General features: G+C 73.9%; 11 protein-coding genes. 2 read left to right on the top strand and 9 right to left on the bottom strand.

Annotated features, from left to right (window positions below; genetic code table 11):
- The first annotated feature begins 89 nt into the window (after positions 1-89).
- The gene (locus AB0J74_RS05230; RefSeq protein WP_363444879.1) at positions 90-623 is read left to right on the top strand and encodes a GNAT family N-acetyltransferase; all 534 of its coding nucleotides are present in this window, start codon (positions 90-92) and stop codon (positions 621-623) included.
- A 374-nt stretch (positions 624-997) separates the two neighbouring features.
- On the opposite strand, the gene AB0J74_RS05225 is transcribed toward AB0J74_RS05230, so the two are convergent.
- On the bottom strand, positions 998-3,733 hold the full coding sequence (locus tag AB0J74_RS05225; RefSeq protein WP_363444877.1) for a LuxR family transcriptional regulator: 2,736 nt from the start codon (positions 3,731-3,733) through the stop codon (positions 998-1,000).
- A gap of 69 nt (positions 3,734-3,802) precedes the next feature.
- Positions 3,803-6,073 carry an Hsp70 family protein gene (locus AB0J74_RS05220; protein ID WP_363444875.1) on the bottom strand — a complete coding sequence of 757 codons (2,271 nt, stop codon included), beginning with the start codon at positions 6,071-6,073 and terminating at the stop codon, positions 3,803-3,805.
- A 167-nt stretch (positions 6,074-6,240) separates the two neighbouring features.
- On the opposite strand from AB0J74_RS05220, the gene AB0J74_RS05215 reads away from it, so the two are divergent.
- Positions 6,241-6,846, top strand: a complete 606-nt coding sequence (locus AB0J74_RS05215) for a hypothetical protein (RefSeq protein WP_363444873.1) — start codon at positions 6,241-6,243, stop codon at positions 6,844-6,846.
- Positions 6,847-6,868: 22 nt separating this feature from the next.
- Here AB0J74_RS05215 and AB0J74_RS05210 read toward each other — a convergent pair whose 3' ends face one another.
- The 7 genes from AB0J74_RS05210 to AB0J74_RS05180 form a co-directional block, all read right to left on the bottom strand.
- Complete coding sequence (locus AB0J74_RS05210; RefSeq protein WP_363444871.1) at positions 6,869-8,341, bottom strand: dynamin family protein; 1,473 nt, start codon at positions 8,339-8,341, stop codon at positions 6,869-6,871.
- Positions 8,338-10,149 carry a dynamin family protein gene (locus AB0J74_RS05205; RefSeq protein ID WP_363444869.1) on the bottom strand — a complete coding sequence of 604 codons (1,812 nt, stop codon included), beginning with the start codon at positions 10,147-10,149 and terminating at the stop codon, positions 8,338-8,340. The genes AB0J74_RS05210 and AB0J74_RS05205 overlap by 4 nt, the downstream gene beginning before the upstream one ends.
- Positions 10,150-10,246: 97 nt before the next feature.
- Positions 10,247-11,308 (bottom strand): hypothetical protein, encoded by a 1,062-nt coding sequence (locus AB0J74_RS05200; RefSeq protein WP_363444867.1) that lies wholly within the window; start codon positions 11,306-11,308, stop codon positions 10,247-10,249.
- A gap of 164 nt (positions 11,309-11,472) precedes the next feature.
- On the bottom strand, positions 11,473-13,758 hold the full coding sequence (locus tag AB0J74_RS05195) for a helix-turn-helix transcriptional regulator (RefSeq protein ID WP_363444865.1): 2,286 nt from the start codon (positions 13,756-13,758) through the stop codon (positions 11,473-11,475).
- Between the two features lie 56 nt (positions 13,759-13,814).
- Positions 13,815-14,171 carry an MmcQ/YjbR family DNA-binding protein gene (locus AB0J74_RS05190; protein ID WP_363444863.1) on the bottom strand — a complete coding sequence of 119 codons (357 nt, stop codon included), beginning with the start codon at positions 14,169-14,171 and terminating at the stop codon, positions 13,815-13,817.
- A gap of 60 nt (positions 14,172-14,231) precedes the next feature.
- On the bottom strand, positions 14,232-16,736 hold the full coding sequence (locus AB0J74_RS05185) for a bifunctional polysaccharide deacetylase/glycosyltransferase family 2 protein (protein WP_363444861.1): 2,505 nt from the start codon (positions 16,734-16,736) through the stop codon (positions 14,232-14,234).
- Complete coding sequence (locus tag AB0J74_RS05180; RefSeq protein ID WP_363444859.1) at positions 16,733-17,773, bottom strand: hypothetical protein; 1,041 nt, start codon at positions 17,771-17,773, stop codon at positions 16,733-16,735. The genes AB0J74_RS05185 and AB0J74_RS05180 overlap by 4 nt, the downstream gene beginning before the upstream one ends.
- Between the last annotated feature and the right edge of the window lie 674 nt (positions 17,774-18,447).

The raw sequence follows: 18,447 nt of genomic DNA, 5'->3' as shown, positions 1-18,447 counted from the left end.
GGGCGCGACCGTTGCTCCCGCCGGGGACCGCTCCGCTGCGCTGCGCTGCCAGGTCCGCCGCCGCTCGCGGCAGCAGATACGGTTTTTGTGTGGCGCTGGACATCTCGATCGCGCGAGCGGGGGCGGCCGACGACGACGCGTTCGTCAGCGAGGTCGCCGAGTTGGTCAACGACGTCTATGCCGAGGCGGAGAAAGGGCTCTGGCAGCCCGGCGCCCGGCGCACCCATCCGGCCGAGATGGCGGCGGTCATCCGGGCCGGCGAGCTGGCCGTCGCCCTGGCCGGCCCGCGGCTGGTCGGCCTGGTCCGGGTCTGCCGGCTGCCGACCGGCGAGGGTGAGTTCGGCATGCTGGTCGCCGACCCGGCACACCGCGGTGTGGGCGTCGGTCGCGAGCTGGTCGGGTTCGCCGAGGCCTGGGCCCGCAGCCAGGGCCTGCACCGGATGCAGCTCGAGCTGCTCGTGCCGCGCGACTGGGCGCATCCGGTCAAGGAGTTCCTGCGCGAGTGGTACACCCGCCTGGGCTACCGCGAGGTCCGGCGCGATCCGTTCGAGGAGGCCCACCCCGCGCTCGCGCCGCGACTCGCCACCGCCTGCGACTTCGTCGTCTTCCACAAACCGCTATAGGCCGCCGAGGCGGCGCACCAGCGGGAGGGTGGCCTCGACGATGCGTTCGCGGTCGTAGCAGACGCCCACCTCGAAGGCGCCTCGAGTCTCGCGGGCGTCGCAGGGTGAACGGGTCGAGGTTGACGAACAGCGCGAGATCGGTGAAGTAGCGGCCCGCCGGCCAACGGGCCAGGGCCTCGAAGCCCGCGACGGACCGGTCGGCGATCGCGACGACCGGCTGGAAGACCGTATGGACCGCGCGGTCGCGCAGGATGGCCTCGAACTCGTCGTCTGCTGACCGTTCGGCACCCACCCGGCTCGGGCCTCCCTCGGCGACGCGGCGACCTTCGCAACCGCGACGGTAACAACCACGAGCCCGGGTGAACGCCGGCTGGTCAGGGGCTAGGTGTCCCGCCCAGGGCGCGGGTGAGCTGGGCCCGGTTGCGCACGCCGTGCCGCCGGTAGAGGCGGGTCAGCTTGGCCTCGATGGCCTTGACCGACAGGTGGGTGGCGCGGGCGATCTCGCGGTTGGTGGCGCCGGCCAGCAGCAGGTCGACGATCCGCCGCTCGGTCTCCGAGAGCCCCTGGCCCTGGCCGCCGTCGAGCCGGGACAGCTCGGCCTCGGCCGCGGCCAGCCACGGCGCCGCGCTGGCGGCCGCGTACCCGCCGATCGCCTCGACGAGCGCGGACCGCGCCGCGCCGCGTCGGTGGGCGCGCCGCTCGAGCGTCGCGAGCGTGTGCCAGGCCTTCGCGACTTCCATCGGGTACGGGTGGTCGCCCGCTTCGGCCAGCGCCTCGGCCAGGTCGACCGCCGCATCGCGGGGCTCGCCGCTCGCGGCGGTCACCAGAGCGCCGGCCCGCGACAGTCCGAGCTGGACGACGTCGCGGTTGAGCGCAGCGGCGACCGCGCGGGTCTCGGTCAGCACCTCGGCCGCGTCGTCGAGCGCGCCGACCGCGGCGAGGGCCTCGACGAAGTCGGCATGCCAGAGGAAGAGGGCCGGGTCGTTGCGGGCGAGCCGGCGCTCCAGCTCCCGGGCCTTGCGGAACTCGGCCACCGCCGCGTCGGGCGCGTCCTGGAAGAGCAGCACCTGGCCGTGCGCGGCGTGCGCCAGGCGCAGCCAGTCTTCGTCGCCGGCCGCCGAACACGCCTCGATCGCCTGGACCAGCAGCCCGGCCGCGACCGCGGGAGAGCCGGCCAGTGCCTCGCCAAGGGCGCCGACGACCAGGCCGTGCCCGGGTGTCGCCTCCATGTCGAGGATCAGCCGCATCGCCTCGCGGCCGGACCGCAGCGCGTCGGGACCGCGACCGGAACGCGAGTAGATCGACGCGGACGCGAGCAGCACGGTGGACAGATCGCGCAGGGTGCCGGAGCGCAGCACCGCGTCGCGCTGGGTCTCGATCACCCGGATCGCCTCCGCCATGTCACCGGCGTAGACCCGCCCGCGCGCGTACATCGCGGCGGCGTGCACGCTCTCGGTGCTCGGCGGCAGGTCGGCGGCCAGCGAGGCGGCGTGGCTGAGCAACCGGGCGCTCTCCGGGTCGCGCGCTCCGTGGATCAGCGATCGGGTGGCCAGCAGGGAGACCAGATGCTCGGTGGCGCCGGCCTCGCGTGCCTCGCCCTCGCCCCGCTTGAGCTCGGCGTCGGCCAACTCGATGTCGGCGTCGTAGTAGGCCTTGAGCGCCCGGTAGTGCCGGACCCGGCAGAGCAGTGCCGGGTCGTCGCCGGCGTCGGCGAAGGCGGCGTCGAGCACCGGGCCGACGGCCGACTGGTCCTGGCCGGCGAGGTCGACGATGAGCAGCCGCGCACCGACGCGTACGCCCGGGTCGTCGGCGGCGGCGAGGGACGCGGACGCCAGCCGGTGCGCGTCTGCGGTGAGACCGGCGGCCTGCGCGTGCTCGGCGGCCGCGTAGCGGCGCGCGGCGGCCAGGCCCGGCAGCTCGGCCGGGGTCCGTTCGGCGGCCCGTTCGGCGAGGTCGGCGGCGACCGCCGGCGCGCCCCGCATCCGCGCCGTGGTGGCCGCCTCGACCAGTTGGGCGGCGAGGTCTTCGTCGTCGTGCGGTCGGGCCAGCGCGAGGTGCCGGGCCCGTTCGACCGAGTCGTCGGTACGCGCGGCGATGTGCTCGTGCGCCGCCGCGCGGGCCGCGGGCGGGGCGTCGGCGTAGACCAACTCGCGCAGCAGCGGGTGGGCGAAGCGGACCATCTCGTCGGGACCGACGGTGGCGAGCCCGGCTTCCATCGCCGCTTCGAGCCCGGCCTTGGCGTCGCCGTCGCCGCCGACCAGGGCGACCGTCGGGCGGGCAGCGGCGGCCGCCCGCAGCAGCACCGGGCCGCTGTGCGCGGGCAGGCTGGCCAGCCGCTGTGCGAGCAGCGGGCGGAGCCGTTCGGGGACAGGCAGCGGCTGGTCGACACCGATCGTGCCGCCCCGGGCGACCAGGGTGCGGCCCAGCTCGACGGCGAGCAGCGGGTTGCCCTGGCTGGCCTCGTGCACCCGGGCGATGGTCGACAGCGACAGCACCGGGCCAAACCGCACCCGCAGCAGGTCGGCGGTGTCGTATTCGGTCAAAGGCGGAAGCAGCAACTCGCTGGTCGGCGCCGGGCACAGGTCGGTGTGTCGCGGCCCGGCGGCGTTCTCGACCCGTTCGGCGCCGAGCAGCCGGACGCGGGCGCCGGCCAGCCGGCGGGCGACGAAGCGGAGCACGCCGGCGCTGTGCGGGTCGACCCACTGCAGGTCGTCGACCAGCATCAGGACGGTGCGGTTGGCGGCGAGGCGGCGCAGCACCTCGAGGGTGGCGAGGCGGACGGCGAGCTGGTCCTGCGCGGTGACCGGGGCGGCGCCGCGGAGCAGGGCGCCGTCGAACGCGGCCCGCAGGTGACGGGGGAGGCCGTCGCCGCTGACGCCGTCGAAGAGGTCGACCAGCGTCAGGTAGGGCAGGCCGGACTCGACCTCGGCGGCGTTGGCGTGCAGCACCAGCGGATCGCCGGCCAGCGCCGGGTAGGCGGCGAGCACCGTGGACTTGCCGATGCCGGCCGGGCCGTAGACGACCACGCTCTCGCCCGCGCTCAACCGGGCGTGCAGCAGGTTGAGCACATCGGACCGGCCGACCGGGGCGGCGTCGCGGTTGAGTGCCACGAAACGAGTCTGCCTTGCGATTTGTGCGCTGTCGGTCGTCGATCCGGCCTTTTTTGCTAAAGCGAAACGTTAACGACGATCCTGGATGGTCACGCAGTTGCCGGTGTCGACGCCGCCGTCGGTGTCTTTCACCAGGGCGTCGGCCGCGTCGGCGATGCGGGCGCAGACCTTCGGGTGGCCGGCGATGATGTCCTGGTAGTTGCCGCCGGTGACGGAGCGTACCGACGGCTGTTTGTCCTCCAGATAGAACCGGCCCTGGGGACTCTTACCGTCGCCGCCGTAGATGTGCAGGTGGAAGCCGCCGCTGTTGTTCGGCGTCGCGCCGCTCCATTCCGCTCGGTATTCGACGACGAACTTCTCGTTGTCGACGAATGCCTGGGTGATGCAGACCCAGCGCGGGTTGCCCTGGATCGCGTCGGTGCACCGCTCGGCCGGCGGCAAAACCGGGGCCGTCGGCCCGGCCGCGGTGGTGGCCGGCGTGGTGGGGCCGCCATCGGCGCTGGTCAGGCCGAGGCGGTCGCGGTTGACCCAGACGGCGGCGCCGGCGAGCGCGACGACCACCACGGCGACGGTGGTCAGCAGCGCGACCCGCCCGCCGCGCTTGGGCGAGGTGGGCGGCGGCGGCGCGTAGTCGTAGGTGCTCGGGCGCGACCAGGCCGGTGCGGGGGAGGTCGGTGCCGAGCCGGCCCGGCCGGAGGCGAAGACCGTCGGCATCCGGGCCGTCGGCTGCTCCGGTTGCGGCGGGCGGGGCGGCGCGGTGGGCCGCTGCTGGCTGCCGACCGGGCCCGAAACCGGGCGGCCGGGTGGCGGGCTGACCGGGGCGCTGGACATGTATCCGACCGGGCGGGGCGGACTCGAAACCGGGCGGCCTGGCGGTGGGCTGACCGGCGCGCTGGGCATCGGTGGCGGGCCGGCCGGAGCGTGCGGCATGCCGGCGGCGCCGACTGGGCCGGGGGTGCCGGCCGGGCCGGCGGCGCTGACTGGGCCGGGGGTGCCGGCCGGGCCGGCGGCGCTGACTGGGCCGGCGGTGCCGGCCGGGCCGGCGGCGCTGACCGGGCCGGCGGCGCTGACCGGGCCGGCGGCGCCGACTGGGCCGGCGGCGCTGACCGGGCCGGCAGTGCTGACCGGGCCGGTGGCGCCGGCTGGGCCCGGCGAGGTCGGTCGTGGCGGCGCGCTCACGGGTGCGGAACCGGTGCTGCGGGTCGGCGGGTGGTGGATGGTCACCGTCGCGGAGCCGCGGGCCGCCGCTGTGCCGGGCGCCGGCCCGGACGCCGGTGCCAGCGGTGCGCCGGCCAACCGGGCCGCGCCCAGCGCCACCGCGTGCTTGGGGTGCGCGTCGACCGCAACCGGCCGGTTGAGCTCGGCGGCGACGAGTTGGGCGACGATCGGCATCCGCGAGGAGCCGCCGACCAGCAGCACCGAGTGCAACTGCTCGGCCTCGACGGCGGCCGAGCGCAGCGCCCGGCGCAGCGCCTCGATCGAGCCGTAGAGCGCCGGCCGGACCATCGACTCGAGCTCGCCGCGGGTCAGCCGGACCTCGGTGGAGACGTTGGGCAGCAGCACCGGGATGGACGCGTCGGTGTCGGCGGACAGCGCCTCCTTCGCGGCCACGCACTCCTCGCGCAACCGGGACACGGCGGCGATCGCGCTCGGGTCGTCTTCGTCGAGTTCGTCGAGCTTGCCGCCGAGCGCCTGCACGACGTGGTGGAAGACGGCGGCATCGAAGTCGATGCCGCCGAGCCGCTCGATGCCCTCCGGCTGGCCGAGGATCTCGAAACCGGTCGCGGTCTTGCGCAGCACCGCCGCGTCGAACGTGCCGCCGCCAAGGTCGTAGACCGCGACTACGGCGCCGGTGTCGATGCGCTGCTGGCTCGCGTAGAACACCGCGGCGGCCTCGGGCTCGGTGGTGAACGAGACCGGCTCCTCGATGCCGGACAGGCGCACGGCCTGGCGCAGCAGGTCGGTCTTGTAGGGACCCCAGTTGGCCGGGTGCGAGACGGTGATCGCCCGCGGCCGGCCACCCTCCCGGGTGGCCACCTCGTCGAGGGTCCAGCGGAGCAGGCGGCCCATCAGCGCCTCGGCCGAGTACGGCACGCCACCGAGCAGGATCGGCGTGGTGTCGCCGAAGCGACGCTTGAACTCGCGGGCCACCCGGTGCGGCTCGGTCAGCCCGCGCCGGTTGGCCGGCTCACCGGTCAGGAACGTCTCGTCTTCCCGGAGCAACACGACGGAGGGTACGGCGGCCGCCCGGCTGCCCAGCGCGGCGATCTCCGCATGGCCCGCCCGCCAGGTCGCGGCCGCGGTGAACGTGGTGCCGAGGTCAACGCCGAGTGCGTACATCGCGGTCGCTCCGGTGGTCGTGGGCAGGGTGCTGGATCGAGTGTTCTTGATGGCACAGCGGCGCGCCGGATGCTGTCGGGAGTCCGACCGCAGGGTCGCGTCGAATGGGGGACCGCACGGGGAAGTCCCCGACGGCGGCGGCGCACCGGCGGCCATAGTGTTGACGCATGGACGCGCGACCACTCAAGGACGTCTTCTCCGACCTGGTCGGCGACCCGTCCGCGGGTGCGGACGCGCTCGCCGCCGCCGGCCACGACCTGCCGGCCGACCTGGTCGCCGAAGCGGTGGTCAGCTTCGCCGGCACGGCGCCGGCGGAGGTCGCCGAGCACCTGGCACCGTTCGTCACGGCCAACAGCGGCGTGCCGGCGGAGACCGACGGCACCGGCACCGAATGGTTCGACCTGCTGGCGACCGCACCTGACCCGGACGCCGCCGAAGACCTCGACGCCGTGTTCGACGCGGCGCCGGACGCGCACGCCGGGATCGGCGAGTTCGAGTTCGGCGCGGGTGCCGATGCGGATGCCGACCTCGGCACCGACGCCGCCGGCGACGACCTCGACGACGCGGCCGACGACGGGGCCGACGACGCGGACGGCGACGACTTCGACGACGCGACCGACGGCTTCCAGGTCGACGATCCTGCTCTCGACCTGGTCGACTCCACCCTCGATCTCGACGACGGAGACGACGGACTCGACGGCGACGACCCGGGCGACCCGGACGACCCGGACGACCCGGACGACGACCTCGACGACGGCGATCTGGACGGCTGACCGCCCGGGCGACACCGCATGATCAGCGCGCCCGGCCGTTGAGATCGGCCAGCAGACCCTCGCACGACCGCACCGCCACCCGCGCCGCGACCGCCATCTCGTGGGCGGTCATCGGGTTCTCCGCACGCCGCTGCCAGCGCAGCAGCGCCTCCGAGGCGGCCGAGCGCAGTTGCCCCGCCGCCGCGTCGGGTGGGAGGTCGAGGCGGATGTGCGGTGCGGTGCCCGTACCCCCGATGACCCGCTCCAGTTCGTCGACCACCGCCGGCTTGCCACCCAGCCAGCCGGCGCGCAGCGTGGCCAGCACCCGCAACTCGTTGAACGGATGCGCGGACGCGACGATCTCCTCGACCTCCGCCGCGACGGCCGGGCTGCCCGGTCGGGGCCGGCTGCGGGCCAGCGAGTCGAGGGCGAGCAGCGCCGATCGGGCCTTGAGCACGTCGCGCCGCTCGAAGAAGAGCGACCCGAGCACCTCCTGGAGGTCGGTCAGCCCGCTGCGCTCCGTCAGCTCGCGGGCCAGCGCGGTGGCGGTGGTCAGCGCGCCCTGGCGCAGCAGCGTGCTGGCCAGGCGGATGCCGTAGAGGCCGAACCGGGCCAGCAGCGCCTCCCGCTCGATCGAGGTCAGCCCCAGCTCGGGCAGCGTGTTGACGAACCGGTCGGCGGTGAGCATCAGTTCCTCGGCCGGCTTGACCTCCAGCGCCGCGACCGCGCGCAGTTGCCGCACCTCGGTCTCGGTCAGGGTCGCCGCGGTCTCCGCGAGCAGGCCGGCCACCGGTACGACGGTCTGCACCACCCGCCGCACGTTGGCGTCGGTGGCCAGCCGGGTGGCGATCCGGCGGGCCGAGGCCATCGCGTCGAGCCGCCCGACACCGATCTCGTCGGCCCGCGACAGCACGCCGATCGCGTTGACCGGGTTGGGCCGGGACACCTCGGTGTCGTGGAACGCGTGCAGGAACTCCAGGTCTTTGGCGTGTAGATGGCGCATCAGGTAGAGCACCGCGTCGGCCGGCGTCTCCTCGTCGTCGGGCGCCAGCAGCTCCCAGGCCCGGCGCGAGACCCGCTCGGACAGCGAGCCGATGCCGGGCGTGTCGATCAGCGTCGCACCGCGCAGCGCCTGCGACGGCCAGGTGATGTCGAGCGAGTGCACGTCTTCGGGCCGGGTGCCGCCGAGGTCGACCTCGATCGCGCCGTCGTCGCGGGTGAATCGCAGTTGGCGCGGCGCGCCGGAGCGCGGGTGCAGGGTGACCCGGTAGGTGTGGCCGTCCCGGTACCAGGTGACGATCCGGGTGCACTCGCCGGCGTCGGTCGGCGCGAGCCGGTCGGCGATCAGCGCGTTGAGCAAGGTGGACTTGCCGGACTTGACCCGACCGGCGATCGCCACCCGCAACGGTTCGTCGAGCCGCTCGCGCACCTCGGCGATGCGCTGGTCGAAGCCGCTGCCCCGGTAGACCGTCGCGGCCCTGGTCAACGCGGCGCGGGTGCGTTCGACGAGCGTCATGAGAGCTTGGCCGCCCGCTCGCGGAGTTGCCGCAACCGGGTCAACTCGGCGTCCAGGTCCTTGAGCCGCTTCTGTCGCTCGGCCTGGGTGCGCTTGGCGGTGTCGCTGGCGCCGGCCAGGGCGGTCGCGGTCGAGCGGTTGAGCTCCTCGGCCAGCCCGGTGTAGTGGTCGCGGAGTTGGCGTTGCACCCGGCGTACGGTGTCGCGGCTGTCCTTGCCCATCACGAAGCTGATCTCGTCGCAATAGCGGCGCATCGCGTTCTTGGCCTGCGCCCGGCGCCGTTCGAGCTGGCGTTTCTTCTCGTCCTTGAGGCCGCGATGGCCCATCACCACGCCGATGCCGATGCCGATCGGGCCCAGCGCGACGCCCATCAGGCTGCCCAGCATGGTGAACATCAGGGCGCCGCCGTACGCACTCTTGAGCGCCACCATCACCTGCTTGCCGGCGGTCATCTTGGCCAGTTCGATCCGGTGCTCGAGCGGCCGCTCCTCGACCAGCGGCGTCGGGTTGTAGACCTTGAGCAGTCCGACCGCCTCGCCGGACGCCTCGTGGAAGTGTGTCGCCACCTGCTCACTCAGCTCGGTCGCCCGGCGGCGCAGGTAGGTGTAGTTGCCCAGTAGGTCGTAGGAGATCCGGGCGCGCAGCCACTCTTCCATCTCCGGCCACATGTCGGCCGGGTCGACCTCGTCGATCGCGTCGTCGGCCTCGCTGGTGATCTTGCGGATCCGGTCGCGCAGGTCGAAGTCGACGTCGGCGGTCAGGTCGGCGGTGCCGTCGTTGAGCGTCACGTTCCACCGGGCGGCCGCGGTCTTCAGTTCTTCGACCCGGCGCTTGGCGCTGTTGAGGTCTTCGACGATCCGCTGCGCGCCGGCCGGGTCGGCCAGCGCGTCGCGTTCGCCGGAGAACTGGCTGACCAGCTGGTCGCAGACGGCGACAACCTCGGCGGCCGCGTCGGCGGAGCGGCGGGTCGCGGCTCCGCCGCCGACCCGTTCCTGCACGAACTTGACGACGTCCGGGAAGCCGGACTCGGTGTTCAGCGCCTGGTCGTTGGCGCGCACGGCGCGGGCCCGCAGCGGCGAGGCGACCGGCATCAGCGGCAGGTCGCCGACCATCCGCAGGTGGCTGGCGTTGAGGTCGCGGATCCGCCGCCAGGCCGGGTAGAAGTCAATCTTGGTGAGCACGCAGACCACGGTCGGGCAGAGTTCGTGGGCCTGGCGGAGGAACTCGACCTCACTGCGGGTCAGTTCCTGCGCGGCGTCGGTGACGAACAGGACGGCGTCGGCGACGGAGATCGCGGCGAGCCCGGCCGCGGCGTGTGCGGAACCGAGCCCGCCGACGCCCGGGGTGTCGACCATGACCAACCCGCCGGCGAGGATCTTGCGCGGGACGGTGACGTCCACCCGGGACACCCGGCTGCCCTGGTCGCTCTCGACGACGTGGCGGCGCAGGTCGGCGAAATCGACCTGCTCGCGGCGCGGCGGGTTGTCGTCGTAGACCAGCGTGGCGGTCTTGTCGGCACCGTGCCGGACGAACGTGGGCACCGCGGTGGCCACGTCGTCGTCGACCGGACAGACCGCCATCCCGAGCAGTGCGTTGATCAACGAACTCTTGCCCTGCTTGAACTCGCCGGCCACGACGATGTGCACCGCCGGGTCGTCGAGCCCGCCGCGGGCCTTGCCGAGCCGGGCGGCGAGGTCCTCCCGGCCGTACGCCGCGCAGGCCTTGATGCCCAGGTCGACCAGCGCGCCGGCCGGCGCGGTGGCTGGCCGGGCCGCGCCGTCCGCCGGTGCGGTAGCGGGCTGGGTCATCGCTGCGATCCCTCCGGTGTGTACGGCGCAGCGGGCCGGCCGGACCTTCCGGTCCGACCGCCCGCTGTCGGCGCGAGATGTGTAGTTGGGTGGTGGATCAGACCGGGGCGTCCGCGTCGTCGTGGTCGTCGGCGTCGTGGAGCACGTGCTCCTCGGGCTCGTCGAGCGTCCGGACCGGGTGCGGCAGGCTGAAGTCGTTGTCCTGGTCGAAGTGGGAGTCCTGGTCGCCGTCGCCCTGCTCGGTGTTGACCACCGAGTCGTCGGCGTCGATGTTCGTGGTCTCCTGGGTCGTCGTGTCGTTGTCTTCGTGCACGTTGCTCGTGTCGCCGTCGCCGAGGCCGATCGCCGAGTCGTCGTTGTCGGTGATGTTGGTGCCGGAGCCGACGTTGGAGTCGTCCAGGTCAGAGTCGTTGACGCTGGTCACGTCGCCGTCGCCGAAGTTGATGACGCCGTCGTTGTCGCCGTCGACGTCAACGTCGTTGGCCTGCTGCTGGTTGTGGTCGCCGACGATCGCGTCGTCGACGTCGCCGTCGGCCACGATGCCGGTGTTGGTGCCGGTGACCACGGGTGCCTCGTTGTCGCCGTCGATCTGCACCGCGCCGTCGCTGTTGACCAGGTTGTCGCCCTCGATGTCGCCGTCGACGACCTGCGAGTTGTCACCGGTCGCGGCGTTGACGTCGCCGTCGGCCTGGCCGACCGCCACGGCGCCGTCGCCGTCGGCGAACGCGTTGTTGGTGTCGACGTCGATGTCGCCGTCGAAGTCGTCGCCGACCTCGATGTTGGTGCTCTGGTCGACGATCTCGTTGATCACGTCGTTGTCGTTGGTCACCTGGGTCACGTAGGTCAGGTGCTGCACGACCTGCTCCATCGACTGCGGGCCGGAGGTCACGTGCTGCGCCGGCGGGGTGTATTGCCCGCCGCCACCGCCGCCGCTGGTGTAGCTCTGCAGTGCGCCGCGGGCCTCGGCCGGGAAGCCGGGCTCGCCGCAGGCCTGCTGCACGATGCCGGGCATGTCCAGACCGGACAGGTCGTGCTCGGTGATGCCCTGTGCGACGAGTTCGCCGTTGGGGTTGCTCACGAACTGCAGCGCCTTGTTGGGGTCCGTCGCCAGCTCCTTGATGAAGTTGACCAGGAGGTTGGTGATCTCGACGTTCTGCATTTCCCGTGCCTCCTCTAGAGGATTTCTCCCGGCCTGTCTGGCGGGTATGGATACAGCCTGGCCGCCGACCCACCCCCCGGACATCGGGAAGACCCCCCTCGGTGTGGGAGGCGGATAGGGGGTACTCAGCAGACCGCGAAACACCCCCGGCATTACGCGGAGTGTCAGGAATCCAGCAGGGATTTCAGAGCGGCGACGAACTCGGCCCGATCGGTCGCGCCGACCTTGGTGCGGATCCGCGCGACGTGGTGCTCGACGGTCTTCGGCGAGATGAAGAGCTGTGCCCCGATCTCCTTGTGGGTGCGGCCGTCGAGCACCAGCCGGGCAACCTCGATCTCGCGTTCGGACAGTCCGGCGGTGTTGGTCTCCGCCGCCGGCGCGGCCACACCGGACAGTTCCCGGGCCACCTCCAGCAACCGGCGGGCCGCCGACGGGTCGCCGGTGCGGATCGCGGCGTGGCCGGCGAGCCGGGACGCCTCCCAGGGGAGTTCGGCGCCGGCCAGCCGTTCGACGGCGGCGACCACCTCGGCGACCTCGACCGCGCCGGCCATCGAGCGGGCCCACGCCGCCGCGGCGGCCGCCTGGGCGCGCTGGCGCTCCCGGCCCGGCCGGGCGGCGGCGATCGCGGCGGCGGCGGCCTTGACCGCCGTCGGGTCGTCGGCCGCGACCGCGACCTGCAACCGGATCCATTCAACGGTGACCCGCCAGGCCGGCGGTTCACCGAGCCCGGCGACCGCGGCGTCGAGCGCGGCCAGCACCGGCGCGATCCGTTGCGGCCGGCGCAGCCGGGTGGCCGCCACCGCGAGCTCCTCGACCTGCTCGGCCTGGAAGAGGTCGACCGACTGGCGGGCCAGCACCGGCTCGACGCTGACCCACGCGGCGCGCAGTTCGGCGATGTCACCCGAGCGCCGGGCCAGGCCCGCGCGCAACGCGGCCGCCAGCAACGCTTCGCGCCCGGCCAGCCCGGCGCCGAGCCGGCGCAACTCCGCGACCGCGCTGTCGTAGCGGCCGGTCCGCAGCCGCACCCAGGCCAGCAGCAGCCGGTGCCGCTGCACGCCGACGGGCCCGCCGCTGCCGGCGTCGAGCGCGCCGCGCAGCAGGTGCTCGGCGGTCGCCGCGTCGCCGGCGGTCACCGCGACGACCGCACCCCACGCGTGCGCGGTGTCGGGCAGGACCACCGCCGGCGGCATCCGGTCCGCCGCTTCGGCCGCCTCGATCAGCAGGGGTACGGCCGTCGCCGGCTCCTGCCCCGCCGCCAGCACTCCCTCGCCCAGCAGCCGCAACGGCCCGGTCGCCGATGCCAGGATCTCCCGCTGACCGTCCCCCTTCGGCACGCCCTCGCCGAGCAGGCGCCGCGGACCGGGCGCGGATGCCAGGATCTCCCGCGCGGCCGCCTGCCGCCCGAGCGCGACCAGCGCCGGCACGGCCAGCAGCGGGCCGGGCGGGTCGCCGGCGGTGAGGGCGTCGGCCGCGCGGGCCGGCCGCCCGTCGTGCGCGGCCGCGGCGCCGGCCACCAGGGCGAGCCGTTGTGCGGTGGCGGGATCGCCGGCCACACCGGGGTCGACCGGCAGCCCGACCAGCGCCGCCGCTTCGGCCCGGCCGGCCACGATGGACCCCGGGTCGATGCCGGCGTCCACCGCGTCGTCGTACCAGCCGATCGCGGCCGCCGGGTCGGTGAACCGCAGCCGGTCGCCGGCGGCGCGGAAGACGTCGCCGCCGGCGCGGATCCCGGCGGCTCGCAACTGCACCGCGGCGGTGACCGGGTCGGCACCGGAGTCGGCGAGCGCCCCCGCCACCCGGCCGTGCAGCCGGCGCCGCTCGGCCGGCGCGAGGTCGGCGAGCAGCGCCTCGGCCACCGCGGGCACGATCCGCTCCGCACCCGGCGCCAGGAAGCCGAGATCGCGCAGGGTGCGCATGGCGGCGGCCACCGCGTCGGCGTCGTGCCCGGTGGCGGCGGCGAGCACGTCGTCGCCGAGGTCCAGGCCGAGCGCGGCGACCCGCGCGACGTCGCCGACGGGCGGTGGTTCGGCGGCCAGCCGGCGCTGGACCCGGGGCAGCAGGGCGCCGGTCGCGGCCAGGGCGGCGATGGCGGGCCAGCCGCCCGACGCCACCAGCAGATCGGCCCGGCCGGTCAGCGCCGTGATCGTGGCGGCGTCGAGCGGGCCCAGCGGGACGACGCCGTCGCTGGCGGCCAGCTCGTCGAGCTCGCCCAGCGCCGGCGGGTCGAGGGTCGGGCGCCGGGCGAGCAGCACCGGCGTGCCGCGGCGGGCCACCTCGGACAGCCGGCGCAGGGTCGGCTGGTCGAGGCGGTGCGGGTCGTCGACGACGAGGGCCGGTGCGGAATCCGGAACCTCGGGGTGGTCGGGCGTGACCCAGACCGCGCCGGGCGGGGCGAGCGCGCGCAGCCGGTGCGTCCGACCGGCTCCGTCGACCCCGACCACGACCGCCACGACCGTTCAGCCTGCCAGAGGACGGGGCCGCGGCGCGCTGACGGATTCCCGACCGGTCATTCGAGCTCGGCGACCAGTCGCTTCGGCGCGACGGTCCGGTAGGCGTCGACGGCCAGCTCGCGAATCTCGGCCCAGTCGGGGTCGCGGTCGAGCCGCACGCCCAGCCAGCCACGGTGCCCGACGTAGGGCGGCCGGAAGAACACGTCGGGGTTCTCGGCGATCAGTTCGCCCTGCACGCCGGCCGGCGCCGCACAGCAGAAGTGCGGGAACGTGTTCTCGTGGTGGCCCTCGACGGCCAGGGTCAGGAAAGACGTCTTGCCGCGGACGAACCAGGTCGGCTCGCCGTGGCTGAGCCGCTCGGTGGTCTCCGGCAGCGCCAGGCAGATCTCGCGCATCCGTACCAGCAGGTCCATCCGCACAGTCTGCCGGCTACGGAGCGGTGACCGGTCAAATCGCCGCCCCGTTTCGCTCCGCTAGCTGTGCACCGCGGCCTCGCCGGTGCGCACCAGCTTGTGCCAGCGCAACCGGCCGCCGGTCAGCGCGGTGACCAAAGACTGGATCAACACCAGATACATCAGTTGGCGGTACGCGAACTGCTGCAGCGGAAGTGTCCAGAGCGGCGTCAGGCGCTCCTTGTCGAGCTTGAAGGCGACCACGCCGGTGACCAGTTGCATGCCGAGCATGGCCAGCCAGGCCAGCGCGGTCTCGGTCCGGCCGGCGAACAGCACGCCGTAGACGGCGAGCAGGTCGATGACCGGCGCGAGCAGCGGCAGGGCGATGCTGAACAGCGCGAGGAACGGCAGCCCGCGGCGGCCGAACCGGCCCGACGCACCGCTGTCGACGATCGACCGGCGGTGCTTCCACATCGCCTGCATCGTGCCGTAGCTCCAGCGGTATCGCTGCCGCCAGAGCTCGGCGAGCGACGCCGGCGCCTCGGTCCAGGCGCGGGCCCGGCCCTCGTAGACCACTTTCCAGCCGGCGCGGAGGAACGCGATCGTCACGTCGGTGTCCTCGGCGAGCGTGTCGTCGCTCATCCCGCCGACCGACAGCAGCGCGTCCTTGCGCCACGCGCCGATCGCGCCCGGGACGGTGGGCATGCAGCGCAGCGCCTCGTAGAGCCGGCGGTCGAGGTTGAAGCCGATCACGTACTCGATGTGTTGCCAGCGGGCGACCAGGCTCTTGCGGTTGCCGACCTTGACGTTGCCGGCGACGGCGCCCACCCCGGGGTCGGCGAACGGCTGCACGAGTTGGCGCACCGAGTCGTTTTCGAAGACGGTGTCGCCGTCGACCATCACGATGATGTCGGCGCTGGCCGCGGCGACGCCGGTGTTGAGCGCGCTGGACTTGCCGCCGTTGGGCTTGCGGATCACCCGCACGTTGGGCAGGCCGAGCGACTCGGCGATGTCGGCGGTGCCGTCGGTCGAGCCGTCGTCGACGACGATTACCTCGATACCGCCCGGATGGTCGCCGCCGGCCAATGAGCGCACCGCGGACTCGATGCCCTCCCGCTCGTTGTAGGCCGGCACGATCACCGAGACCTTCTCGGTCACTGGCGGACCCCACGACCAGTCGCCGCGGCGACGCCGGGCCTGCCGGCTGGAGAGCACGAAGAGCAGCAGGGTACGGGCCAGCGTCAGGGCGCCGACGACCAGGAACAGGATGGCGAAGAAGTCGAGCGACCAGTCGGCGATCCGCACCGCGCTGGCCAGCGCCAGACCGCGCTGCTGGTCCTCCGCCGACGCGGGCGTGTTGCGCAACACCGTCGGCGCGGCACCGGTTTCCGGGTCGGCCAGCGTGCGGCGCAGGCCGTCGGTGACCGTCACGAAGGCGTACCCCCGGGCCTGCATCATGGGGATGAACCGGTCGAGGGCCTGGACGGTCTCCGCGCGGTCGCCACCCGCGTCGTGCATCAGGATCACCGCACCGGCGTCGCCCGTCGGCGTCATGTTGGCGATGATCCGGTCGACGCCGGGTCGGGCCCAGTCGTCGCTGTCGAGGTCGTTGACCACGGTGACGTAGCCGAGGCCGCCGGCCTGGGTGATCATGCGCCAGGCGGCGTCGTCGATCGCGTCGACCCGCGACGAGTAGGGGAAGCGCAGCAGCGACGTGCGCACCCCGGCCGCTTCGGCCAGCGCGAGTTGAGTCTGCGAATACTCCATCCGGCGGCGCCAGTCGGGAAGATTCGCGACGTCCGGGTGGGTGAAGGTGTGCACGCCGAGTTCGTGACCCTTGTCGACGAGGTTCTTCGCCTCGTCCGGGTAGCGCACCACCTGCGAGCCGACGACGAAGAACGTCGCCTTGGCGTTGTAGCGGTCCAGCGCCGCCATCACCTGCGGCGTCCAGACCGGGTCGGGCCCGTCGTCGAAGGTGAGGGCGATGGTCTTCGGCGGGAGGCGATAGGAGCGGGCGTCCTGGCCCGGTGACGCGTTGATGATCGGGCCGCCGTCGACGATCTGCTCCGGCACGATCGTCGCGTCGCCGGCTTCGCCCTGGTGGTCGGGGGCGAATTGGGCGTTGGCGTACGCCTCGACGAGCAGGAGGCTGACGAAGACGAAGACCAGGACGGCGGCGACGACCCACTTGGGCTTGGGTACGACCCGGCGGCCGGCCTTGCGGGGCGGGGTGGGTGTCTCCGGGCCGACGGCGGTCGCGGGCGGTGGTGTCGGCGGCAGTGGCGGTGCGAGCACCACCGCGGTGTCCGTCGGTCCGGGTGGGTCGAACGCGCGCTGGCCGGGCACCGCGCGGGCGATGCCGGTCGCGGTCCGGGCGGCGTTGACCGGCCACAGTGGCGGGTGGTCGCCGGGGACCGTCGCACGGCCGGTCGCCGGTGGGTCGGGGATCGGCACGGTGTCTTCGTCGTACGGCGACGTGCCCTGCGGGCCGATCTTCAGACCGGCCGGAACGGTGGCCTTGCCGCGGACGGGCTCGCCGGCAGCGCCGGCGAGCCCGTCCCGCGGATCAAGGGTTGGTGCGCTCATGCGGCGCTGTCGGTCGGGGAGGGCTCGGCGGTCGCCGTAGCCGTGGGCGTCGACTCCGGCGCGCTCGGCGCGTCCGGAGTGGAGCCGGAACCGCTGCCGGTGTCGCCGGACCCGGTCCCGGTCCCGGTCCCGCCGGCCTCCGTGCTGCCGCTCGTGCCGCCGCCGGTCGTGCCGCCGCCGGTCGTGCCGCTGCCGCTCGTGCCGCTGCCGCTCGTGCCGCTGCCGCTGCCGCCGGTGTCGCCGCCACCGACGCCGGTGGGCGGGGTGCCGGAGCCGCTCGGGCCGGGGTCGGTCGACCCGCCGCCGTCGCGGGGGCCGGGGACGTCGTTGCCACCCGTTCCGCCGCCGGTGCCGCCGGTGGAGTCGCCACCGGTCTCGGAGCCGCCGTTGTTGCCGCTGCCCGTGCCGCCGCCGTTGCCGGTGCCGCCGTCGTTGGTCGGTGGCGGGTCGGCGGGCTCGCCGCCACCGCCGCCGCCCTGCTGGTCACCGGCCGGTGGGTCAGACGGCTGCTCCGCCGGCGGGCTGGTCGGCTCCGCCGGCGTCGGCGTGGCCTCCGACGGCCGGGTCGGCTCGCTGGTCGCGGGCGGTGGCGACACCGGGGCGGTGCCCTTGGTCGGGCTCGGCGTGGGCCGGGCCGCGACGGTCAGGGCCGAGGTGCTCAGGCCGCCCGGCCCACCGGGTGCGGTCGGCGGTGGCAGCGGTGCCACGAATGGCCCGGGGTTCGGCGGCCGGAAGGCCGTATGCAGGGCGTTCTTGGTGGTGGCGTCTTTGTCGGGCTGTTGGACCCGGTCGGGAAACGGCATCAGCGCGTGCGGCAGGGCGGGGCCGCCGGCGATGCTGACACCGAGCAGCGCGGTGTAGCTGAGGCAGATGGCGCCGATGCCGTAGGCCGCGAGGCGCACGAGTCGGCGGCGGCGGCCGGTCTCGTCGACGAAGATGGGTGCCGCGAGATCCTGCCCGAGGGTCGCTCCGGGCACGTCGACGGGCTCTACGGCGCTGACGATGATGTCGGTTTCGGGCTCCTGATCCGGAATCACGGTGAGAAGCGTAGGGACCACTCTGTGCTATGCGGAGGCAAATGTCACCCGTCAGAGCGTCGGTGGGTCTGGTCATAAAACTGCCCGAACCGGCCGTCACCTGGCGGCCAAACCGCACATGAATCCGGATAGATCGGACTCATGCCACCCTGACCAGCGCGGACGCCCAACATCAAAAAAGGTGACGGCAAAGCCGTGCGATACCTACTGTCCGATAAGTGACACTTGCGACTCTTGTTCGGCGATGCTCGCGTCGGGAATCCGACCGCACATCTACCCCGCTTCACCCGTTGTGCCAGTGATCGCCGGTCGTTAAGCTCTCATGTGCGCGCCCCTATCGCCCGCTTCCCCCGTGGCAGGCGATCGGGGCGCGCACCTATGTGTAGGGCCCGCCGCGTCTGCGCCGGGCCCTCGCCGTTTCCGGTCGCCCGCGCCGCTTCCGGGTCTGCGCCGCTTCCGCATCCGCCTGACTCGGCGACGCACCCGCTCCGCTTCCGGGCTCGCGCCGCTTCCGGGTCCGCGACGCTTCCGCGCCCGCCCGACTCCGCGACGCCTCCGCGTCCGCCCGACCCGGCGACGCACCCGCGCCGCTTCCGGTTCCGCGCCGCTTCCGCGCCCGCCCGACTCGGCGACGCACCCGCTCCGCTTCCGGTTCCGCGTGACTTCCGGGTCCG

Origin of the sequence: Asanoa sp. NPDC049573, assembly GCF_040676615.1 — a bacterium.
Classification (GTDB): domain Bacteria; phylum Actinomycetota; class Actinomycetes; order Mycobacteriales; family Micromonosporaceae; genus Asanoa.
This window is presented reverse-complemented; position numbering and strand designations above follow the sequence as displayed.